Raw genomic sequence first — 18,364 nt, 5'->3', positions numbered from 1 at the left:
GGTTTCGGGTGTGGCGGGTGTGGCGGGATCCTTTTGAACCGTGGCGATCCCGCCACTGTCAGCGGCGCCGGCCGCGGGCGAGCCTGGTGGGGAAGGGAAGGGACATCACTCATGACTCGCATCGCCATCAACGGATTCGGCCGCATCGGACGCAATGTGCTGCGCGCACTGCTGGAGCGCGACAGCGCCCTCGAGGTCGTCGCCGTCAACGACCTGACGGAGCCGGCCACTCTCGCCCGGCTGCTCGCCTACGACAGTACGGCCGGCCGGCTCGGGCGCCCGGTGACCGTCGACGGGGACGCCCTCGTCGTCGACGGCCGTCGGATCACGGTGCTGGCCGAGCGCGAACCGGGGCAGCTGCCGTGGGCCGAACTCGGCGTCGACATCGTCCTGGAAGCCACCGGCCGCTTCACCTCGGCCAAGGCCGCCCGGGCCCACCTCGACGCGGGCGCGAAGAAGGTACTCGTCAGCGCGCCGTCGGACGGCGCCGACGTCACGCTCGCCTTCGGGGTCAACACCGACGCCTACGACCCGGCCGTGCACACGATCGTCTCGAACGCCTCCTGCACCACCAACGCGCTCGCGCCGCTGGCCGCGGTCCTCGATGAACTCGCCGGTATCGAACACGGGTTCATGACGACGGTGCACGCCTACACGCAGGAGCAGAACCTGCAGGACGGTCCGCACCGCGACGCCCGTCGCGCCCGGGCCGCCGGCGTCAACATCGTGCCGACCACGACCGGCGCCGCCAAGGCGATCGGCCTGGTGCTGCCGAACCTCGAGGGCAAGCTGTCGGGCGACTCGATCCGCGTACCGGTGCCGGTGGGCTCGATCGTCGAACTCAACACGACCGTCGCCCGCGACGTGACGCGCGACGACGTGCTGGCGGCGTACCGCACGGCGGCGGAGGGGCCGCTCGCCGGCGTCCTCGAGTACTCGGACGACCCGCTCGTGTCGTCCGACATCGTGGGCAATCCCGCCTCGTCGATCTTCGACTCGGCACTCACCCGCGTCGACGGCCGTCACGTCAAGGTGGTCGCGTGGTACGACAACGAGTGGGGCTTCTCGAACCGCGTGATCGACACGCTCGAGTTCCTCGTCACCCGCTGACCTGTCGCCGGGGCGGTCCCCCATCTCCGGCGACAGGTCCGGGCAGTACTTCCTTTGGGCGCTCTGGTCGACCAGTCGGGCCAACCGGAGCGCCCGCTCAGCACCGCTTGCGGGGAAACCACGAAGCTCACGGTCCTGGAGAGGATGAACGTGCGCTCCGTACGACCTGAGCTGCTGGACCGGCTGCATGACCACGGCCCTGGCCTGGCAGCCGAACTGCTCCAGGATCCGGCCGTGCGGCGCCGTCATCGCATCGCCCTCGACCGGGACAGCGCCTGGCGCCTCGACACCGGCGGGTCCGATCAACCTGGAACGCGAGGTGATCGACGTCTCGGTCCGCTTCGCGGCGCGGATCGCTCTCCGGCCGGTGCGACTGATCGCTGAACGATGCGGCCTTTCGCGGGCCGAGGTCGAGAGGCCGATCACGGAGGGAAGCCTCGTTTCGGTAGTCAGGCTGAGCGGCAAGCTCTCCCGCGACTTCATCTTCACGCTAGAGCGCTGAGCCCTCCTCCAGACCAGCGGCCTGTCCGGCAAGTTCCGCCGGACAGGCCCTGGTTGGCGGGCTGAGCACTACGGCTGGTGAGCGAATGATCTCTGCTTGTCGACTATTGCTGCGGATGTCGTTGCAGAGCGGGCGTCTAGGATCGCCGGCATGGCGCTGCGACCTGTTCAGGTGAACATTAAGGCTCTTGATGCCCCGGCTGTCGGCCGGTTCTGGGCGGAGGCGCTCGGCTGGAGTGCGTACAGCCCCGGTGTGACCACCTACGTTGGCCCCGCCGGCGGCCTGGTTTGGCCGGATCCGGTCGCCGTCGGCGTCGACGTCGTTCCCGTCCCGGAACCCAAGACGACGACAAAGAACCGTGTGCACCTCGATCTCGCCACCACCTCTGCGGGCCATCAGGCGGAGTTGGTCGCGCGCCTCCAGGCTCTCGGTGCGACGCCCGCCCACGTGGGCCAGGGCGACGTGCCGTGGACCGTGCTCGCCGACCCGGAGGGCAACGAGTTCTGCGTGCTGGAGCCTCGGGAGGTCTACCGGGACACCGGGCCGATCGCCGCGGTGGTCGTCGACTGCGCGGATCCGCGGGCCATGGCCCGGTTCTGGGGTGAGGCGATGGACTGGACCGTGCACGAGGTGACCGACGATCATGCGGTGTTGCGCTCCGCCAAGGGCGTCGGCCCGTATCTTGAGTTCCTCCGCACGCCCGGCGGGAAGACGGTGCCAGACCGCGTCCATCTCGATCTGCTGCCGTACCCCGGTGACGATCAGGAAGCGGAGGTGGCCCGGCTGCGGGCGCTCGGCGCCACCGACCTCGACCTCGGCCAGGGCGACGTCCCGTGGACGTGCCTGGCCGACCCGGAGGGCCACGAGTTCTGCGTCCTCGCCCCTTCCTGACGCGGAACCTTGACGACACCCCGACCCGTGAACCTTGTGTCCTCATGCGCCATGCCCCCGGGTGGACTGGGCTGCGACGCCTCGGTCGGTTCGGGCGGCGAGAGTGTGCGTGCCGGGAGCGAGACCAGCTCGCTCGCCGACCACGCCACTCAACTCGCCAACCGAAGTGCTGACTTCGCTGCTGCCTTCTTCGTTCCTGGGCGCCGCGAAGCCACCTCGCCGGGCTTCACCTGCGTGCCTCGTGATCTGGATCAAAGACCTCACCCGAACCAGAGCCGAGAGCCAAGAGCACGAGAGCCGCGCAGGTCATCAAGGGGCGTAGTTTGTCGGGATCGCAGAGGTGGACTCTTGGCGGCGGCTGCTTTCCCGGATGCCGGGATTTCGGTGGCCCGCTGCCGCTCGGTCAGGAACGCAAGGAGCGCGAACGGGCGGGCCGCGAGCGCCTCATCGTGGCGACGGCCCGCGAACTCGCCGAGCAACAGGGCTGGGACGCGGTCACCACCCGCCGGCTCGCCGAGCGCATCGGATACAGCCAGCCCGTCCTCTACAGCCATTTCCGCGGCAAGCGCGAGATCATCGGCGCCGTCGCCCTCGAGGGTGCCGCCGAGATGGCCGCGGCGCTGCGGGCCGCGACCTCCGCCGCGGACGGCCCTCGCACCCGGGTCACCGCACTCGCCCGCACCTACCCCGACTTCGCCGAGCGCTACCCGGCGGTCTACGACGCCATGTTCCGGCTCGACGGCGGCCTGGCGTTCGCGCACGAGGACACCCCGGAGCCGCTGAAGGACGCCTTCGCCGACCTGCTGGAAAGCCTCGGCGAGGTCGCCGGGGACGGCGTCCACCCGGGACTGTTCACCGAGGTGTTCTGGGCGGCCCTGCACGGGCTGGCCACCCTGACCCGAGCGGGACGGCTGCCGCCGGAGGACACCGAGCGGAGGACGGAGCTGCTGGTGGACCGGCTCGCCATGGTCTGACACACCGTCCCGGCGGGCGCGCAGCCGGGACCCTCGTGAGCCGCTGCGTGCCTGCGGCATCGCTTCCGGTCACTCGTGCCCACACGCCGCAGCCGCAGATCGCCGGCCCCGTACTCCCGACGGAGCCCCCCCCGCCCCGGAAGCTGCGGTGCTCATTGATCACGACCCGATACGCGCCCCAGTACTCCAGCTTTGGATCGTGATCCGAGAGAGGCGCGTCGGCGTGCGGCGGACACGGCCGGGCGCGATCCGGCGTCGGCGCGTCCTCCGCCAGGGCGGCCGTTATTCCAGCCACATCCCGTCGCTCATGATGACTCTCCCGCGTAGTTCCGGCTCGCCGCGCCAGGCGCGCACAGTCCTCGGGACCACTCGTACATACAGAAAGGACCCCTCTTCCACGCGTGGATCCCACCCGAACTTGTCGGCGAACGCCTCCGCTGCGCCTCCGGGCACCTCCTGGTCCGGGAAGCACTCCGCCTCACCCTGGAGGAGCACCACGTCGAAGGTGTCCGGTAGCGCCAGGCGCACGCGCGGCTCTTTGCGGACGTTCCGCGCGGTCACGGCAGTGGCGCTGGTGCACATCCACACTGCTCGTCCATCCCAGAAGAACCACAGCGGCACCTGGTGCGGCCCGTGATCAGGGTGAGCCGTCGACACCCATACATCCCGCTCGGTATCGAGCCGCTTCAGAGCGTCGCGCCTACGCTCCACCGTCTGGCGGCGAACGATTCCCGTGGTCTCCATGAGGGCCGACCCTAGCCAAGCAGGCGCGAAGCGCGCCTGAGGCGCAGGACCTACTCCCAGCGACCGATGAACCCCTCAACTTTTGGCTCGGGACGACCAACTTCGGTACTCAGAGTGGCCAGCGGACGTGCTCAGTCACACTGGTCTCCGGTAATGGCCCACTACTCGTGATCGCGCCTGCTGGCTGCGTCGCCAGGCGGACCAGCTGGGCCGGTGGGCCGGGCCGTCTGGGCCGGTGGGCCGGGCCGTAAACGGGCCGCGAACGGGTTGGACTACAACAAACCAAGCCCGGACCAGGGCGGTTGCCCAGGCGGGGGCGGTGCGTACCTTGCCGAGGACGCGCCAGCTCTTGAGGTGGGCGAAGCCTGCTCGACGGATGCCCGGACGGCCGCCAGTGCCGTGTTGGACAGTTTCTGATCTCGCGTCTCGCGTCAGGGGCCGGTTCCGGGCGGCCCCGTAGCCGGTGATCACCGCCGGGTCGGCGTCGGGGCGGCCGTCGTCGAGGCCGACGAAACCCAGGTCGGCGATGGCTCCGAGCCCGGCTTCCCGCAGTTTCCGGGTGAGCTTGTCATGTCGGCAGGCGTCGAACTCCGAGGTGCGCCCGGGGGCAGGCCGCCGAGATCCACAGCAGTCGGCTCAGTGGAGAAGCCATCTCGATCGGTAGCCGGCCGTCGCCCCGTTTCGACTGCCCGAGGCAGCAGGCCCAAGTGCCCGCCGGAAGGCTCAGCCGCTCGTCCTGGCTGGGTGTCCCGCGTCACACCCGGCTCCTGTCAGCAATCGGGGCGCCGTCTCGTCCAAGGGGCACGCGAACGAGACAGGAGCAACGTCATGAAGCACCGCATTGTCGTACTCGGCGCCGGATACGCCGGGGCCTTCGCCGCCGGAAACCTGGCCCGCAGGCTCTCCCCCGCCGACACCGAGATCACCGTCGTCAACGCCGAGTCCGACTTCGTCGAGCGGATGCGGCTCCACCAGCTCGCGATCGGCCAGGACCTCGCGTTCCGCAAGCTCGCCGACGTATTCGCGGGCACCGGGGTGCGGCTGCGCCTGGCGCGCGTCACCGGCGTCGACCCCGAGCGCAGGACCGTCGCCGTGATCGGCGAGGACGGCGACGGCGAGCTCGCATACGACACGCTTCTCTACGCGCTCGGCAGCTCCGTGGCCCACCATGGCGTCCCCGGCGTGGCGGAGTACGCCTTCGATGTGACCGGCCGGTCCTCGGCGCTGCGTCTGCGCGAGCGCCTGGCCGGCCTGGGCGAGGGCGGCACCGTGCTGGTCGTCGGTGAGGGGCTGACCGGCATCGAAACCGCCACCGAGTTCGCCGAGTCCCGGCCCGACCTCTCGGTCGCGCTCGCCGCCCGCGGCGAGCTGGGTGCCTGGCTCTCCCCGAAGGCCCGCCGTCACCTGTGCCAGGCCTTCGACCGGCTCGGCATCACTGTCCACGAGCAGACCCGCATCGAAGCCGTCGAGCCGACACGGGCGATCGCCGCCAGCGGTATGTCCATCTCGGCCGACGTGACCGTGTGGTCGGCCGGGTTCGCCGTGCACCCCATCGCGGCCGCCAGCGGACTGGAGGTCGCCGAGACCGGCCAGATCGTCGTCGACCGAACCATGCGCTCGGTCTCGCACCCGGATGTCTACGCCGCCGGTGACTGCGCCAACGCGATCGGTGAGAACGGCCGACCGCTGCCGATGTCCTGCGCCTCGGCCGGCCTCACCAACATGCAGGCGACCGCCGCGATCATCGCACGCCTGACGGGGGGTGAGGTCCCGACCCTTGAGCTGAAGTACCACGGCAACCACATCAGCCTCGGGCGGCGGGACGCGATCTTCCAGATGGTGGACGGGGACGCCCTGTCGAAGTCCTGGTACCTGGGCGGCCGGACCGCCGCGCGGCTCAAGTCGGGCGTGCTCAAGGGGGCCGGGTGGGGCATCGCCCACCCGACCTTCGGCATGCCGAAGCACAAGCGACGCCTGGCAGCCGCACCGGACCGGGCCGGTGTGAGTGTCTCTGCATAGGCTGTTCCGCGTGGAGAGCGTCGCCATCGATCGGTTCGAGGCCAGCCGGGGCCGGCTGGCCTCGCTCGCGTACCGTCTGCTCGGCTCGGCCGCCGACGCCGAGGACGCCGTGCAGGACACGTTCCTGCGCTGGCAGGCCGCAGACCGCAAACGGGTCGAGGTGCCGGAAGCGTGGCTGACCAAGGTCGTCACCAATCTCTGCCTCGACCGGCTCCGCTCGGCGCAGGCGCGCCACGAGCGGGCGGCCGGAGACTGGCTGCCCGAGCCACTCCTCGAGGGCGACCCGATGCTGGGCCCGGCCGACACCTTCGAGCAGCGCGAATCGGTGTCCTTGGCCGTACTGACCCTCATGGAGCGCCTCTCACCAGTCGAGCGGGCCGTCTACGTCCTGCGTGAGGCCTTCTCCTACCCCCACGCCGAGATCGCCGGGATCCTCGACATCACCGAGTCCGCGAGCCAGCAGCATGTTCACCGGGCCCGGATTCGGGTCGCCGCCGAGCGCCACCGCAGCGGCGAGGCCGACCCCGCGGCCGCGCGCCGGGTCGTCGAGGAGTTCCTCGTCGCCGCCACATCCGGGCGCACCGAACGGCTGGTGGCTCTGCTGACCGACGACGTGACCGCGGTCTCGGACGGCGCCGGACTGGCCAGGCGGCTGCTGCGGTACAGGACGCGCGAGCGGGTCGCCTCCTACGTACGGGCCGGCTTCAAGCCCACCCCGGCGAAGCGGCGGCTGGCCGGCGGCTCGCCCGCGCTCCATATCGCGCTGGTCAACGGCTCCCCGGCCGTCCTCGCCGTGATCGACGGCCGGATCGTGGGCGCCGTGGCGTTCGAAATCAGTGACGGCAAGGTCGCGTCCCTGCGCGGCATCGCCGCCGCGGACCGCCTCGCGCGCCTCAACACGGCTTGGCGGCAGCACGCGCCCGACGCTCCGGTCATCAACGCATGGTGACAGAGCCACCAAAATCCAGTGGCCTGAGAGTAGGAGTTGGGACAGCACTCGTTGAGCCCTCGCGCCGCACAGCAGCACGGGGGCCGAAGCACGTCGGTCTCCGAATCTACGGTCACTACCCGCTGATGGGGTTCGTCGACCGCGCGGGAGCGGCCGACGAGGACACCCTTGCCGTCGTCCTGACCCGCTGTCGTGCGAACCCCGCCCCAGTCCTCACGGACATCGCGCGGGATCTCGGGGTGGGCCGCACGCCCTGTACCGCGTGCTCGCCGAGCACGCGGAGCCGTCAGGACCGCCGACAGCCACCGACGACGCCGTACGCGGCTTCGCCTTCGCAGTGGTCCCGGTCTCGTGCAGTTACCGCTCGGTGGTCGTACCGCGCCATTCCGGCGAGACGTACGGCGTCACAGCGTCGAGTGGGCCCGCGACCGCGAGACGACGGGCACGGCGGCCGACCTGCGGGTCCTCGCAGCGCGGGCGGCCACGGCCCGAGTCGAGCAGCACGCCGTCGTGTCCGTGATGCGCGGACCAGGCCGGCAGGGTGCCTGCACTCGGCTGCCTATGCGGATGGGGGTCTTCGCAGCTTCGAAGTGAGGGCCGGGAGGGTGGGAACGTCACCCCGGGACGAGAGGGCCGTGGGTCGTGGGCCGTGGGCCGTGGGCCGTGGGCCGTGGGCCGTGGGTCGTGGGTCGTGGGTCGTGGGTCGTGGGTCGTGGGTCGTGGGCCGTGGGCCGTGGGCCGTGGGCCGTGGGCCGTGGGCCGTGGGCCGTGGGCCGTGGGCCGTGGGCCGTGGGCCGTGGGCCGTGGGCCGTGGGCCGTGGGCCGTGGCAACGAAAGATCAGACGGCGGATGCACCCCACTCGCCAGAATCGCATCCTTCCGGGTGATGGCCCGATCCCGATCCCGATCCCGATCCCGATCATCCGAGAGGACACCCATGTCGCCCAGCCCGTCCCGAGGCGCGCGCCGCACCGTCTCCGGTCTCGCCACCGTCCTGCTGGCCCTGGCCGGCCCTCTGGCGGCCCCGACCTCACCCGCGGCGGCCGCCGCCGGAACCGGGCAGGTCAGTACGGTCACCTACACGGCGGCGGAGTTGGCCGCCGCCCTCTCGTACTGGACGCCCGCGCGCATGAAGCAGGTCGGCCGCACCGTCGACGTGGGACCGACCGGACCGCTCAGCAAGACCTGGACCGGCAAGGGCATCCCCAGCATCGGCCGGCTCTTCTTCGTCAACTCGAAGGGGCAGGACACCTGGTGCACGGCCAGCGCCGTCACCAGCGACAACGGCTCAGTGATCATGACTGCCGCTCACTGCGCGCGCCTCGGCTCCTCGCCCGTCAACACCTACGGCGACATCGTCTTCGTCCCCGGCTACGCCAAGGGCAAGGCGCCGTACGGCCGCTATGCCGTCAAGGCGACCATGACACCGCGCACCTGGGTCGAGGACACGGTCAACGACGTCGCGGCGATGGTCGTCGCCACCCCGGCCAAGGGGAAGCGGCTCACCGACGCGGTGGGAGCGCAGAGCATCGCCTTCGACCGTCCGGCCGGTGTGCGGGTCACCGCCTTCGGCTATCCGGCGACCACGCCCCAGCGGGGCGAGCAGCTGCTGTACTGCGCCGGTACCTCTCAGCGCGCCCCCGAAGGCGAGCAGCGCGTCCCGTGCGATCTCGGCGGCGGCGCGAGCGGCGGTCCCTGGCTCGCCGGCTTCAACTCCTACACCGGCAAGGGGACCGTGGTGTCGGTCAACAGCCACGGCGAGCGCGACGGCGGCACCCCGATGTACGGGCCGACGCTCGACAAGACCGCGCGAGCCGTCTACGACGCCGCCCGGCGCGGCTGAGCACCGGGGCTCCGGCGGGCGGGTGTGGCGTGCCGTCCCGGGCCCGGGACCCGTGTCATGGCGACTTCTCCTGGCCCTGTAGCTGCGTTGCAGCACGGAACAGTCCGTGGTCGACAGGTGGGGCCGAGGCGCCTGCCGGGCGTCTGTTTCGGCCGGCGCCGAGGCGGTCGCTCAACGGACGGTCGTGTGAGGTTGTGCCTGGACGTCGGGTCCGGGGCTACGTGTCGCGTTCTGCGGTGAAGCGCTGCAGCAGGTCGAGCAGGGTTGCCCGGTCCGCGTCGGGCAGGGCGGAGAAGCAGGCGGCGAACACCTCGTCGGCAACCTCCCGCACCGCACACAGGCGGCGGGGGCGGCCACCGGCGAGGCAGCACATCGATGGAAGACTTCTCTCCATGACCGCTCCGCACCCCTACACGCGCTACGTGGCGATCGGCGACAGCCTGACGGAAGGCCTCGGCGACCCCGACCCCGCGGGCGGGCACAGAGGCTGGGCCGACCGGCTTGCCGAAGTCCTGGCCGGGCACCAGCCGAGTCTCGCGTACGCCAACCTCGCCGTACGCGGCAAGACGGCCGCCCGGATCAGGGCCGAACAGCTCGGACCGGCACTGGAGTTGAAGCCGGACCTCGTGACGGTCATGGCCGGTATGAACGACCTGGTGCGCTCCGGGTTCGACGCCGCGTCGGTCATCGCCGACATCGAGGAGATGTTCGCCCGTCTCACCGCGTCGGGAGCGCGGGTGGCCACCGTGACCTTCCCCGACCTGGGGAAGGTGTCGCCACTCGCGCGCCGGGTGCTCCCCCGCATCCTCGACCTCAACGCCCGCCTGTGTGAGACCGCGGAGCGGCACGGCGTGACCGTCCTGGACGTCTTCGCCCACCCCGTCACCACCGATCCCCGTCTCTGGGCCGACGACCGGCTGCACGCGAGCCCGCTGGGTCACGCGCGCATCGCCTCCGGCATGGCCCACACGCTCGGTCTGCCGGGTCACGACACCTGGGCGGAAGCGCTGCCCCCGCGGCCTCGCGTCCCCGCCCTGCGGGCCGTCGGCGCCGAGGTGCGCTGGGCCGTGGACTTCCTCGGACCGTGGCTGTGGCGGCGACTGCGCGGACGTTCGTCGGGCGACGGCTGCTCGGCGAAGAGGCCGGAGCCGGGACCGGTGAAGCTCCAGGACGCGGCCTGAGTCCGGAGCTTCAGCTGGCCGGTGCTTCACCTGGCCAGTGCTTCAGCTGTCCAGAGCTTCACCGGGCCTACTTCACGGATCCCGCCATGACCCCCTGCACGAAGTGCCGCTGGAACGCGAAGAACACGACCACCGGCACGATCAGCGACAGGAACGCACCCGGCGCCAGTACGTCGATGTTGCTGCCGAACTGCCGTATCTGCGACTGCAGTTCCACCGTGAGGGGCTGTGCCGAGCTGTCGGCGAACAGCAGCGCCACCAGCATGTCGTTCCACACCCACAGGAACTGGAAGATGGCGAGGCTCGCGATGGCGGGCCGCCCGACCGGCAGGACGAGCCGTGTGAAGATGCGCCACTCGCCGCCCCCGTCCATGCGGGCCGCCTCCAGCATCTCCCTCGGTATCTCCGCGAAGTAGTTCCGCAGCAGGAAGATCGCGAACGGCAGTCCGTACGAGACATGGAAGAGGACGACGCCCGGGATCGTGCCGAACAGCCCCAGCTGGCCGAAGAGTTTGGCCACCGGCAACAGGCCGATCTGCACCGGCACCACCAACAGGGCGACCACAAGCAGGAAGAGCGGGTCACGGCCGGGGAAGTCCAGCCAGGCGAAGGCGTATCCGGCGAGCGCGGCGATGACGACGACGAGCACGGTCGTGGGCACCGAGATCAGCACGGTGTTCCAGAACGCCTGGGTGATGCCGGCGTTCCCCAGCAGCGCCGTGTAGTTGTCGAAGGACAGCTGGCCGGGACTGGTGAGGGCCGTCCACCAGCCGCCGGTGGCCGTGTCCTCGGTGGACCGCAGGGACGACAGGAGCAGTCCGGCGAGCGGGGTGAGCCAGATCAGCCCGACGAGTACGAGGAAGGCCTGGACGAGACCGCTGCCGAGCGCCCGCCTGAGCGCGTTGACGTTCATCGCTGACTCCCTCGGAAGCGGCGGACGTTGAAGACCATGGCGGGGACGACGAGCAGCAGGAGCAGTACGCCGAGGGCGCTGCCGAGTCCCTGGTCGTTGCCGCCGCCGAAGGACACCAGCCACATCTGGGTGGCCAGCACGGTGGCGTCCTCCTGCACGGGGCCTGGCGCGATGATGTAGACGAGGTCGAAGACCTTCATCACGTTGATGACGAGGGTCACGAAGACCACGGTCAGTACGGGGGCCAGCAGGGGCACGGTGATCCGGCGGAACACCTGCCACTCGTTGGCGCCGTCCATGCGCGCCGCCTCCAGGGTGTCGCGCGGCAGCGTCGACAGGCCCGCGCCGATCAGCACCATCGCGAAGCCGGTCCAGATCCACAGGTAGGCGCCGATGATCGCCGGGGTGACGAGCGTCGGGCCGAGCCAGGAGACGCCGTCGTAGGGCGGCGCGAAGTTCGAGCCGGGAAGCGTGACGGTGTACGAGCCGGCCTCCAGGCCCGGGAAGCGGAAGGAGCCGTCGGCCGCTGTGGTGGTGCTCGCGACCGTCTTCCCGTCGCGCACCGCCTCGACCTTCATCTCCGGCAGGCCGCTCTCCCGGCGGTCGACCGCGCCCTGCTTCCCTCCGCCACCGGGCGTGAAGTCCAGGTAGACGACCCCGCGCAGTTCGTCGGGGGCTGCCTTGCGGGCGGCCGGCCCGAGGGCGGGTTCCGCGCCCTTGAGGTTCTTGGGCGCGACGCCCACCAGGCCGAGGGAGACCGTGTCGCCCGGTGACACGGGTGTGCTCGTACGGTACGAGCCGTTGTCGCCGGCGGTGAGGCCCTGGCCGTCACGGGCGCGGGCCGTCGGGTACGAGGAGGTGCCCTGGAAGGCGTCGTGGATGCCGACCGCCGCCGCGTTGAGGACGCCCTTGTCGGGGTCCTCGTCGTAGGCGAGCCGGAAGATGATGCCGGCGGCCAGGAAGGAGACGGCCATCGGCATGAAGAGCAGCAGCTTGAACGCGGTGGCCCACCGGATCTTCTCGACGAGCACGGCGAGGACGAGTCCCAGCCCCGTGAGCAGGGCGGGGGCCACGACGACCCAGATGGTGGTGTTGCGGACGGCCTTGAGGGTGGCGGGGTCGCGGAACATCTCGGAGTAGTTGTCACCGCCCACGAACCGTGTCCCGGAGGCGTCGAAGAAGCTGCGGCCGACCGAGAAGAGCACCGGGTAGAGGACGAGGGCGCCGAGCAGGAGCAGCGCGGGGAGGACGAAGAGCAGGGCGATGGTCCTCCCCCGCCGCCGGGCGCGCCGCTGGTGAGCGGCGCTTGCGGCGGCGGGAGGACCGCCCGCCTTCGTGAGCGTGGCGGTCATCGCGGTCAGCCCTTGTAGGCCTTGGCCGCGGCGGTCTCCAGCTGTGCCGCGGTCCCCTTCGGGTCGGACGGGTCGCGCAGGAAGTCCTGGAGGATCTTCCACTCGCCCGCGCCCTTGGTGCCGCCGAACGCGGCCGGGGCCTGGTCGGACATGTCGAAGCGGACGGAGTCCCCGGCGGCTATGAGGGACTTGGCGGTCGTCCGGGTGACGTCGTCTCCGTAGGTGGCGGGGTCGAGCTCCTTGTTCGGGGACAGGAAGCCGCCCGTCTCCGCCCACACCGCGGCGGCCTCCGGGGTCGCCAGGTACTCCAGGAGGGCCATGCCCGCCTTGGTGTTCTTGCCGTCCTTGAGGACGACGGCCGCGTCGCCGCCGCTGACCACGGGTGCCGCGCCACCGCCGACGGGCGGGAACGGGAAGAAGTTCGCGTCCTCGCCGATCTTCCGGCCGAACTGGTCCTTGGCCACACCGGCGACGAAGTCGCCCTCGTAGACCATGCCTGCCTCGGGCTTGGGCCCGAAGACCTTCTCGACGGAGCCCGGGAAGTCGGTGTTGAGGGCGCCGTTCTGTCCGCCCGCCAGGAGCTGCTTGTCCTTGAAGAGCTCGCCGAGCGTGGTGAGCGCGTCGACCACGCTCTGGTCGGTCCACTTCAGCTTGTGGGCGGCGAGGGCGTCGTACTTCTCGGGGCCGGCCTGGGAGAGGTAGACGTTCTCGAACCAGTCGGTGAGCGTCCAGCCGTCCTGGCCCGCGACGGAGAAGGCGGCGAGGCCCGAGTCGGAGACGGTCCGCCCGGCCTTCAGCATCTCGTCGTACGTCTTCGGCGGCTCGACGCCGGCCTGGTCGAGGGCGTCGGGGCTGTACCAGACGGTCGACTTGTGGGCGGCCTTGAAGTACAGGCCGTAGAGGGTGCCGTCGACGCTGCCGTAGTCCTTCCACACGCTCGCGTAGTTGGCGTCGACGGACTTCCGGGTGGCGGGGGACAGCGGCTTGAGCCACCCGTTCCCGGCGAACTGCTGGAGCACGCCGACCTGCGGGACCATCACCACGTCGGGGGCGTTGCCGCCCTCGATCTTGCTGCCGACGACGGTGGAGACGTTGTCGCCGGTGGACACGAACTGGGTCTTGGCGCCGGTCTTCTCGGTGAAGGCCTCCAGCACCTTCTGGAAGTTCTTCTGCTCGCTGCCGGACCAGACGCCGGCCACGGAGACGGTCTGACCGCTGAGCGCCTTGTCGCCGCCGCCCGCGGCGACGGGGCCACCGCCACCGCAGGCGGTCGCGCCGAGCGCCAGGGCGAGGGCGGTGCAGCTCGTGAGCAGGGGGGTACGTCGTCGCATCATCGTTGATGTCCCTTCGGGGAGGGTGATTGACGGGGTGGAGCGGTGTGGGGTCTCAGGAATCGGTGTCGTCGCCGATCCACCAGGCGGCCGTGGAGCCGGGGAGCACCCCGGCCGGGCAGGGGCCGCTGGACAGCAAGGGGGTGCCGGAGACGGGCGCCGGGGCGGGCGCCGTACCGAAGTTGACGGCGCAGACCAGGCCGTCGCCGCGGACGAAGCCGAGGACACCGGGCTGGGTGTCCAGCCAGCGCAGCGTGCCCTCGCCGAGCTGGGGCAGCGCGGCCCGCAGCTGGAGGCCGTCGCGGTACAGGTGCCAGAAGGAGCGGGTGTCGGCGAGCGCGCGGTCGGTGGCGTACTCGGCGAAGTACTCGGGCTGCGGCAGCCAGGGTTTGGCGCCCTCGACGCCGGAGGTGAAGCCGAACGGCGAGGCGTGCCCGGACCACGGCAGCGGTACCCGGCAGCCGTCGCGGATGCGGGCGCGGCTGCCGGTGCGGCGGAAGATCGGGTCGGTGAGCACGTCGTCGGGCAGGTCGACGACCTCGGGCAGGCCCAGCTCCTCGCCCTGGTAGATGTACGCGGCCCCGGGCAGCGCCAGCATGAGCAGGGCGGCGGCGCGGGCGCGGGCGGCGCCGAGGCCGCTGCCCTCGACGGCGGGCTCGCCATAGCGGGTGACCGTGCGGACCTGGTCGTGGTTGTTGAGGACCCAGGTGACGGTGGAGCCCGTTCCCGCGATGTCCTGCATGGCCTCGGAGATGACCTTGCGGAAGGCGTCGGCGTCCCAGGAGGCGCTCAACAGGTCGAAGAAGAAGGCCTGGTGCAGTTCGTCGGGGCGTACGTACTTGGCGTGGTCGCGTGCCGTCGGGACCGAGACCTCACCGACCAGGAGCCGCTCGCGGCCGTCGTGTGCCGTGTACTCCTCGCACACCGCCCGCCAGTGCCGCCACACCTCGTGCACCTCGGGCTGGTTCCAGGCGAGCGGGTTGACCGAGTCGCGGGTACGGGCGTCGATCTCGGGGTCCGGCGAGTCGGGCAGCTCGGGATGCTTGAACAGGCCGGCGGCGACATCGATACGGAAGCCGTCCACACCCCGGTCGAGCCAGAAGCGCAGGACACGGTCGAAGTACGCGCCGACCTCGGGGTCGCGCCAGTTCCAGTCGGGCTGCTCGGGCGTGAACATGTGCAGGTACCACTGGCCCGGACGGCCGTCCGCGTCCGTGACGCGGGACCAGGCGGAGCCGCCGAACATGGCGTGCCAGTTGTTGGGCGGCTCGGCCCCGTCCGGTCCCCGCCCGTCGGCGAAGTGGAAGCGGGCCCGTGCCGCGCTCCCCGGCGCGGAGGCCAGCGCCTCGCGGAACCAGGGGTGCTCGCTGGAGCAGTGGTTGGGAACGATGTCGAGCAGCACCTTGACGCCCAGCCGACGGGCGGCCGACATCAGCAGGTCGAACTCGGCGAGGTCGCCGAAGAGCGGGTCGACGTCGCGGTAGTCGGCGACGTCGTAGCCGTGGTCGTGCTGCGGGGAGGGGAAGAACGGACTCAGCCAGATCCCGTCGACGCCCAGCTTCTTCAGGTACGGCAGTCCGGCCCGGACTCCGGCGAGATCGCCGACGCCGTCACCGGTGCTGTCCAGAAAGCTGCGGACGTACACCTGGTAGATCACCGCGTCACGCCACCAGCGATGTGTGTCGATGTGCTTGGAGCTCACCCGTTGGCCTGTCTGTGCGAGCTGACTGTTATGCATGCATGTTAGGTAGACGTTTCACGGAGGTGTCAACGAAGAGGACAGAGGGAATCCGCCAACAGGGATGTTATAAACGGATTTTTCATCCCAGAGAGACGCGAGTCGATACGCGGGCGTTACCTAACATGTAAGTAGGAGAAGTCGTGCCAACCAGGAGGACGTCAGCCGCGGCGAGAGATGTCGGCCAGCTCCCGCGCCAGCCGACGCACCGCCGCCTCCGGCGTCGAGTGCCCGGCCATCGCGTCGTGGACCACCGCCTGCACCACCATGCTGACCTGGTCGTAGCGCGGGCTCTTCGGGCGCGGTGCGGCCTTGAGGACGCTCGCGCGCAGAGTCGGCAGGTACGGGAACTCCCGCACCAGTTCCGGGTCCTGGTACAGATCCGCGCGCACGGGAGGCAGCGCACCCCGGGTGAGGACCTGGCGCTGGACGCGCTCGCCCGTGAGATACGAGATCAGGCGTGCGGCGGTGTCGGGGTGTTCGGCGTGCGCGTTGACGGCCAGGTTGGAGCCGCCGAGCACGCTGGTTCCGGGCCCGTCCGGACCCGGCAGCGGTGCGGCGCCGATCTTCCCGGCGACCGCGGAGCCCTTGGCGGAGGCGCCGACGTACGCGTAGGGCCAGTTGCGCAGGAAGAGCAGCCGGCCGTCCTGGAAGGCCTGCCTGGACTCCTCCTCCTTGTACTCCAGAGCCTCCTTGGGGATCCAGCCGTCGCGTGCACCGCGGGCGAGGAACCCGATGCCCTCGCGCGCCGCCGAGCCGACGGTGACGCGTTGGCCCTCGTCGCCGAGGATCGTGCCGCCCGCCGAGTACACGGCCTCGGCCGCGTTGACGGTGAGGCCCTCGTAGGGCAGGAACTGGCCCGCGTAGCCGTCGAGGCCGTGCCTGGGCGCGATGGTCTTCGCGTAACGCTCCAGCTCGGCCCAGGTGCGGGGCGGTGGGACGCCCTCCTTGGCAAGGATGTCCTTGCGATAGAAGAGCAGGCCGGCGTTGGTGACGTACGGGACGGCGTACAGCTGTCCGTCGTACGTCGCGGTGTCCACGACCGGCTGGAGGAAGCTGCTCAGGGGAAAGCGGTTGCGGGGCAGCGGGCGGATCCAGTCGGCGGCGGCGAACTCCGAGGTCCAGGTGACGTCGATGTTGAGGACGTCGAAGCGGCCGCGTTCGCCCGCACGCAGGTCGGTGATCATCTGGGCGCGGGTCTCGTCGGCGGAGTCCGGCAGTTCGACGAGGGTGACCTTCTCACCGGGGTGAGCGCGGTTCCAGCCCTCGAGGAGCGGGCCGAGGTAGCCGGTGAGGTCGCCCGCGGTGGCGAGGGTCAGCGGCCCGCGGCCCTCGGGTCCGCCGGTGGCCTGTGCCCCGGACGCGCCATAACCGGCCAGAACGACCGCGAGGACGAGGAGGCCCCTACCGGCGGCGCGTATCCACCGCATAGGTTCCTCCCTGTACACCGGCGCCGGGCACCTTCGCCCGGAGTCAGAGGCCATGTATACCTGTTAGGTATGGGCGATACTAGGGCCTGGAACACAATACGAGGCTGCGAGGAGGACAGCTCGAGTGCGCCTGCCCCTCCTGGCCTTGCTGGCGCGCGGCCCGGCCCACGGCTACGAGCTCAAGCAGGACCTTGAGCAACTACTGGGTGCCGCGTACCCTCAGCCGAACGTCGGCCAGATCTACGTGACCCTCGGCCGCCTCGAGAAGTCGGGACTGATCGAGGGGGAGGAGGTCGAGCAGGCGAGCCGGCCGAACAAGAAGATCTACCACCTCACCGATGCCGGGCGGGAGGCGCTGCGCGCCTGGTACGAGGAGACGGCGGACGAGCCGCGGGTGCGGGACGAGTTCTTCATGAAGCTCGCGCTCGCCGAGCAGACCGGTCTCGCCGACAGAATCGCCCTGATCAACAGACAACGGCGCCACTACCTGAACACCATGCGCAACCTGTCGAAGCTCTCCACGGCCGAGAACCGGGACAACCGCATCTCCCGGCTGCTGATCGAGGGCGCCATGCTGCACCTCCAGGCCGACCTGGACTGGCTGGAGCGCTGCCAGGAGGAACTGGAGGAGCCGAAGTGAGCGACGCCCCCACTCCTGTGCTGCGGGCCGAGGGCCTCGTCAAGACCCACTACGGACAGGGTGCGCCCGCCCGTGCCGTGCGCGGTGTGGACCTGCGGGTGCGGCCCGGCGAGTTCGTGGCCGTCACCGGCCCGTCCGGCGCGGGCAAGTCGACGCTGCTGCATCTGCTCGGCGGACTGCAGCGACCGGACGGCGGCAGCATCTGGCTGGACGGCGAGCGCACGGACGCCTACAGCGAGGCGCGGTGGGCCGTGGAGCGTCGCCGCCGTATCGGCATCGTCTTCCAGTTCTTCAACCTCGTCTCCAACCTGTCGGTCGCCGACAACGTGGAGCTGCCCGCGCTGCTGGCCGGGGTCTCCGCCAAGCGGGCGCGCGCCGAGCGTGAGGAGCTGCTGGCCGAGCTGGGTCTGGCGGGCAAGGAGCGGAGCATGCCGGGTGAGCTGTCCGGCGGCGAGCAGCAGCGGGTCGCGCTGGCCCGGGCCCTGGTCAACCGTCCTCCGCTGCTGCTGGCCGACGAGCCCGCGGGCAGCCTGGACAGCAAGGGCACCCGTGAGGTGATGCGGTTGCTGTCCCGTTTCCACGGACGTGGTCAGACGATCGTTCTGGTCACTCATGACGCACGACTGGCGAGTGCGGCGGACCGGGTGATCAGCTTCTTCGACGGCCGGATAGCCGACGACGTCGAACTGGACGGCACGCCGTCGCCCGGCGCGGGGGTTCCCGCCGTGCTGGAGCTGAAGGACTGAC

At 70.7% G+C, this 18,364-nt stretch carries 15 protein-coding genes and 2 pseudogenes; 10 read left to right on the top strand and 7 right to left on the bottom strand.

Annotated elements, in window-relative coordinates:
* Positions 1–111: 111 nt before the first annotated feature.
* The 4 genes and pseudogenes from gap (at position 112) to OG202_RS45750 (ending at position 3,477) form a co-directional block, all read left to right on the top strand.
* On the top strand, positions 112–1,110 hold the full coding sequence (gene gap, locus OG202_RS45765) for a type I glyceraldehyde-3-phosphate dehydrogenase (protein WP_327726247.1): 999 nt from the start codon (positions 112–114) through the stop codon (positions 1,108–1,110).
* A 96-nt stretch (positions 1,111–1,206) separates the two neighbouring features.
* Positions 1,207–1,612 (top strand): annotated as a pseudogene (locus OG202_RS45760) (DUF1062 domain-containing protein); the annotation flags it as partial.
* A 150-nt stretch (positions 1,613–1,762) separates the two neighbouring features.
* Positions 1,763–2,503, top strand: coding sequence for a VOC family protein (locus tag OG202_RS45755; protein WP_327726248.1), 741 nt, complete (start codon positions 1,763–1,765; stop codon positions 2,501–2,503).
* A 392-nt stretch (positions 2,504–2,895) separates the two neighbouring features.
* Positions 2,896–3,477, top strand: a complete 582-nt coding sequence (locus OG202_RS45750; protein ID WP_328224797.1) for a TetR/AcrR family transcriptional regulator — start codon at positions 2,896–2,898, stop codon at positions 3,475–3,477.
* Between the two features lie 282 nt (positions 3,478–3,759).
* On the opposite strand, the gene OG202_RS45745 is transcribed toward OG202_RS45750, so the two are convergent.
* A complete protein-coding gene (locus OG202_RS45745; protein ID WP_328224633.1) occupies positions 3,760–4,221 on the bottom strand; it encodes a pyridoxamine 5'-phosphate oxidase family protein in 462 nt (153 codons plus the stop codon).
* Between the two features lie 828 nt (positions 4,222–5,049).
* On the opposite strand from OG202_RS45745, the gene OG202_RS45740 reads away from it, so the two are divergent.
* From OG202_RS45740 to OG202_RS45730, 3 genes are all read left to right on the top strand, one after another.
* Entirely contained in the window at positions 5,050–6,240 is a 1,191-nt protein-coding gene (locus tag OG202_RS45740; RefSeq protein ID WP_326573610.1) for an NAD(P)/FAD-dependent oxidoreductase, read from the top strand.
* A gap of 10 nt (positions 6,241–6,250) precedes the next feature.
* Positions 6,251–7,189, top strand: a complete 939-nt coding sequence (locus OG202_RS45735; RefSeq protein WP_328224632.1) for a sigma-70 family RNA polymerase sigma factor — start codon at positions 6,251–6,253, stop codon at positions 7,187–7,189.
* 937 nt (positions 7,190–8,126) lie between these two features.
* The gene (locus OG202_RS45730) at positions 8,127–9,032 is read left to right on the top strand and encodes a trypsin-like serine peptidase (protein ID WP_326573612.1); all 906 of its coding nucleotides are present in this window, start codon (positions 8,127–8,129) and stop codon (positions 9,030–9,032) included.
* A gap of 217 nt (positions 9,033–9,249) precedes the next feature.
* Here OG202_RS45730 and OG202_RS45725 read toward each other — a convergent pair whose 3' ends face one another.
* Positions 9,250–9,426: a hypothetical protein gene (locus OG202_RS45725; protein WP_326573613.1), complete on the bottom strand. Its 177-nt coding sequence runs from the start codon at positions 9,424–9,426 to the stop codon at positions 9,250–9,252.
* Between OG202_RS45725 and OG202_RS45720 the strand changes: the two genes are divergently transcribed.
* Positions 9,425–10,213: an SGNH/GDSL hydrolase family protein gene (locus OG202_RS45720; RefSeq protein WP_328224631.1), complete on the top strand. Its 789-nt coding sequence runs from the start codon at positions 9,425–9,427 to the stop codon at positions 10,211–10,213. The two genes, OG202_RS45725 and OG202_RS45720, sit on opposite strands and share 2 nt — an antisense overlap.
* 67 nt (positions 10,214–10,280) lie before the next feature.
* Here the strand turns inward: OG202_RS45720 and OG202_RS45715 are convergent, their stop codons facing one another.
* From OG202_RS45715 to OG202_RS45695, 5 genes are all read right to left on the bottom strand, one after another.
* Positions 10,281–11,126 (bottom strand): carbohydrate ABC transporter permease, encoded by an 846-nt coding sequence (locus OG202_RS45715; protein WP_326573615.1) that lies wholly within the window; start codon positions 11,124–11,126, stop codon positions 10,281–10,283.
* A complete protein-coding gene (locus tag OG202_RS45710) occupies positions 11,123–12,478 on the bottom strand; it encodes an ABC transporter permease subunit (RefSeq protein ID WP_328224630.1) in 1,356 nt (451 codons plus the stop codon). The genes OG202_RS45715 and OG202_RS45710 overlap by 4 nt, the downstream gene beginning before the upstream one ends.
* 5 nt (positions 12,479–12,483) lie before the next feature.
* Entirely contained in the window at positions 12,484–13,812 is a 1,329-nt protein-coding gene (locus OG202_RS45705; RefSeq protein WP_326573617.1) for an ABC transporter substrate-binding protein, read from the bottom strand.
* Between the two features lie 52 nt (positions 13,813–13,864).
* Entirely contained in the window at positions 13,865–15,547 is a 1,683-nt protein-coding gene (locus OG202_RS45700) for a glycoside hydrolase family 13 protein (protein WP_327750270.1), read from the bottom strand.
* Between the two features lie 161 nt (positions 15,548–15,708).
* Complete coding sequence (locus tag OG202_RS45695; protein WP_328224629.1) at positions 15,709–16,977, bottom strand: ABC transporter substrate-binding protein; 1,269 nt, start codon at positions 16,975–16,977, stop codon at positions 15,709–15,711.
* Positions 16,978–17,101: 124 nt separating this feature from the next.
* Between OG202_RS45695 and OG202_RS45690 the strand changes: the two genes are divergently transcribed.
* Together OG202_RS45690 and OG202_RS45685 are read left to right on the top strand one after the other, a co-directional pair.
* On the top strand, positions 17,102–17,617 hold the full coding sequence (locus tag OG202_RS45690) for a PadR family transcriptional regulator (protein WP_326573620.1): 516 nt from the start codon (positions 17,102–17,104) through the stop codon (positions 17,615–17,617).
* 92 nt (positions 17,618–17,709) lie between these two features.
* Positions 17,710–18,363, top strand: a pseudogene (locus OG202_RS45685) (ABC transporter ATP-binding protein); the annotation flags it as partial.
* Position 18,364: the final 1 nt, after the last annotated feature.

The organism is Streptomyces sp. NBC_00310 (assembly GCF_036208085.1).
Taxonomy (GTDB): domain Bacteria; phylum Actinomycetota; class Actinomycetes; order Streptomycetales; family Streptomycetaceae; genus Streptomyces.
This window is presented reverse-complemented; position numbering and strand designations above follow the sequence as displayed.

What these genes read in the sequence shown, in the direction of transcription:
- OG202_RS45755 (WP_327726248.1), top strand. Translation starts at nt 1,763, where the DNA reads ATGGCGCTGCGACCTGTTCAGGTGAACATTAAGGCTCTTGATGCCCCG.
- gap (WP_327726247.1), top strand. Translation starts at nt 112, where the DNA reads ATGACTCGCATCGCCATCAACGGATTCGGCCGCATCGGACGCAATGTG.
- OG202_RS45745 (WP_328224633.1), bottom strand. Translation starts at nt 4,221, where the DNA reads ATGGAGACCACGGGAATCGTTCGCCGCCAGACGGTGGAGCGTAGGCGC.
- OG202_RS45710 (WP_328224630.1), bottom strand. Translation starts at nt 12,478, where the DNA reads ATGACCGCCACGCTCACGAAGGCGGGCGGTCCTCCCGCCGCCGCAAGC.
- OG202_RS45725 (WP_326573613.1), bottom strand. Translation starts at nt 9,426, where the DNA reads ATGGAGAGAAGTCTTCCATCGATGTGCTGCCTCGCCGGTGGCCGCCCC.
- OG202_RS45695 (WP_328224629.1), bottom strand. Translation starts at nt 16,977, where the DNA reads ATGCGGTGGATACGCGCCGCCGGTAGGGGCCTCCTCGTCCTCGCGGTC.
- OG202_RS45715 (WP_326573615.1), bottom strand. Translation starts at nt 11,126, where the DNA reads ATGAACGTCAACGCGCTCAGGCGGGCGCTCGGCAGCGGTCTCGTCCAG.
- OG202_RS45730 (WP_326573612.1), top strand. Translation starts at nt 8,127, where the DNA reads ATGTCGCCCAGCCCGTCCCGAGGCGCGCGCCGCACCGTCTCCGGTCTC.
- OG202_RS45720 (WP_328224631.1), top strand. Translation starts at nt 9,425, where the DNA reads ATGACCGCTCCGCACCCCTACACGCGCTACGTGGCGATCGGCGACAGC.
- OG202_RS45700 (WP_327750270.1), bottom strand. Translation starts at nt 15,547, where the DNA reads ATGCATAACAGTCAGCTCGCACAGACAGGCCAACGGGTGAGCTCCAAG.
- OG202_RS45705 (WP_326573617.1), bottom strand. Translation starts at nt 13,812, where the DNA reads ATGATGCGACGACGTACCCCCCTGCTCACGAGCTGCACCGCCCTCGCC.
- OG202_RS45740 (WP_326573610.1), top strand. Translation starts at nt 5,050, where the DNA reads ATGAAGCACCGCATTGTCGTACTCGGCGCCGGATACGCCGGGGCCTTC.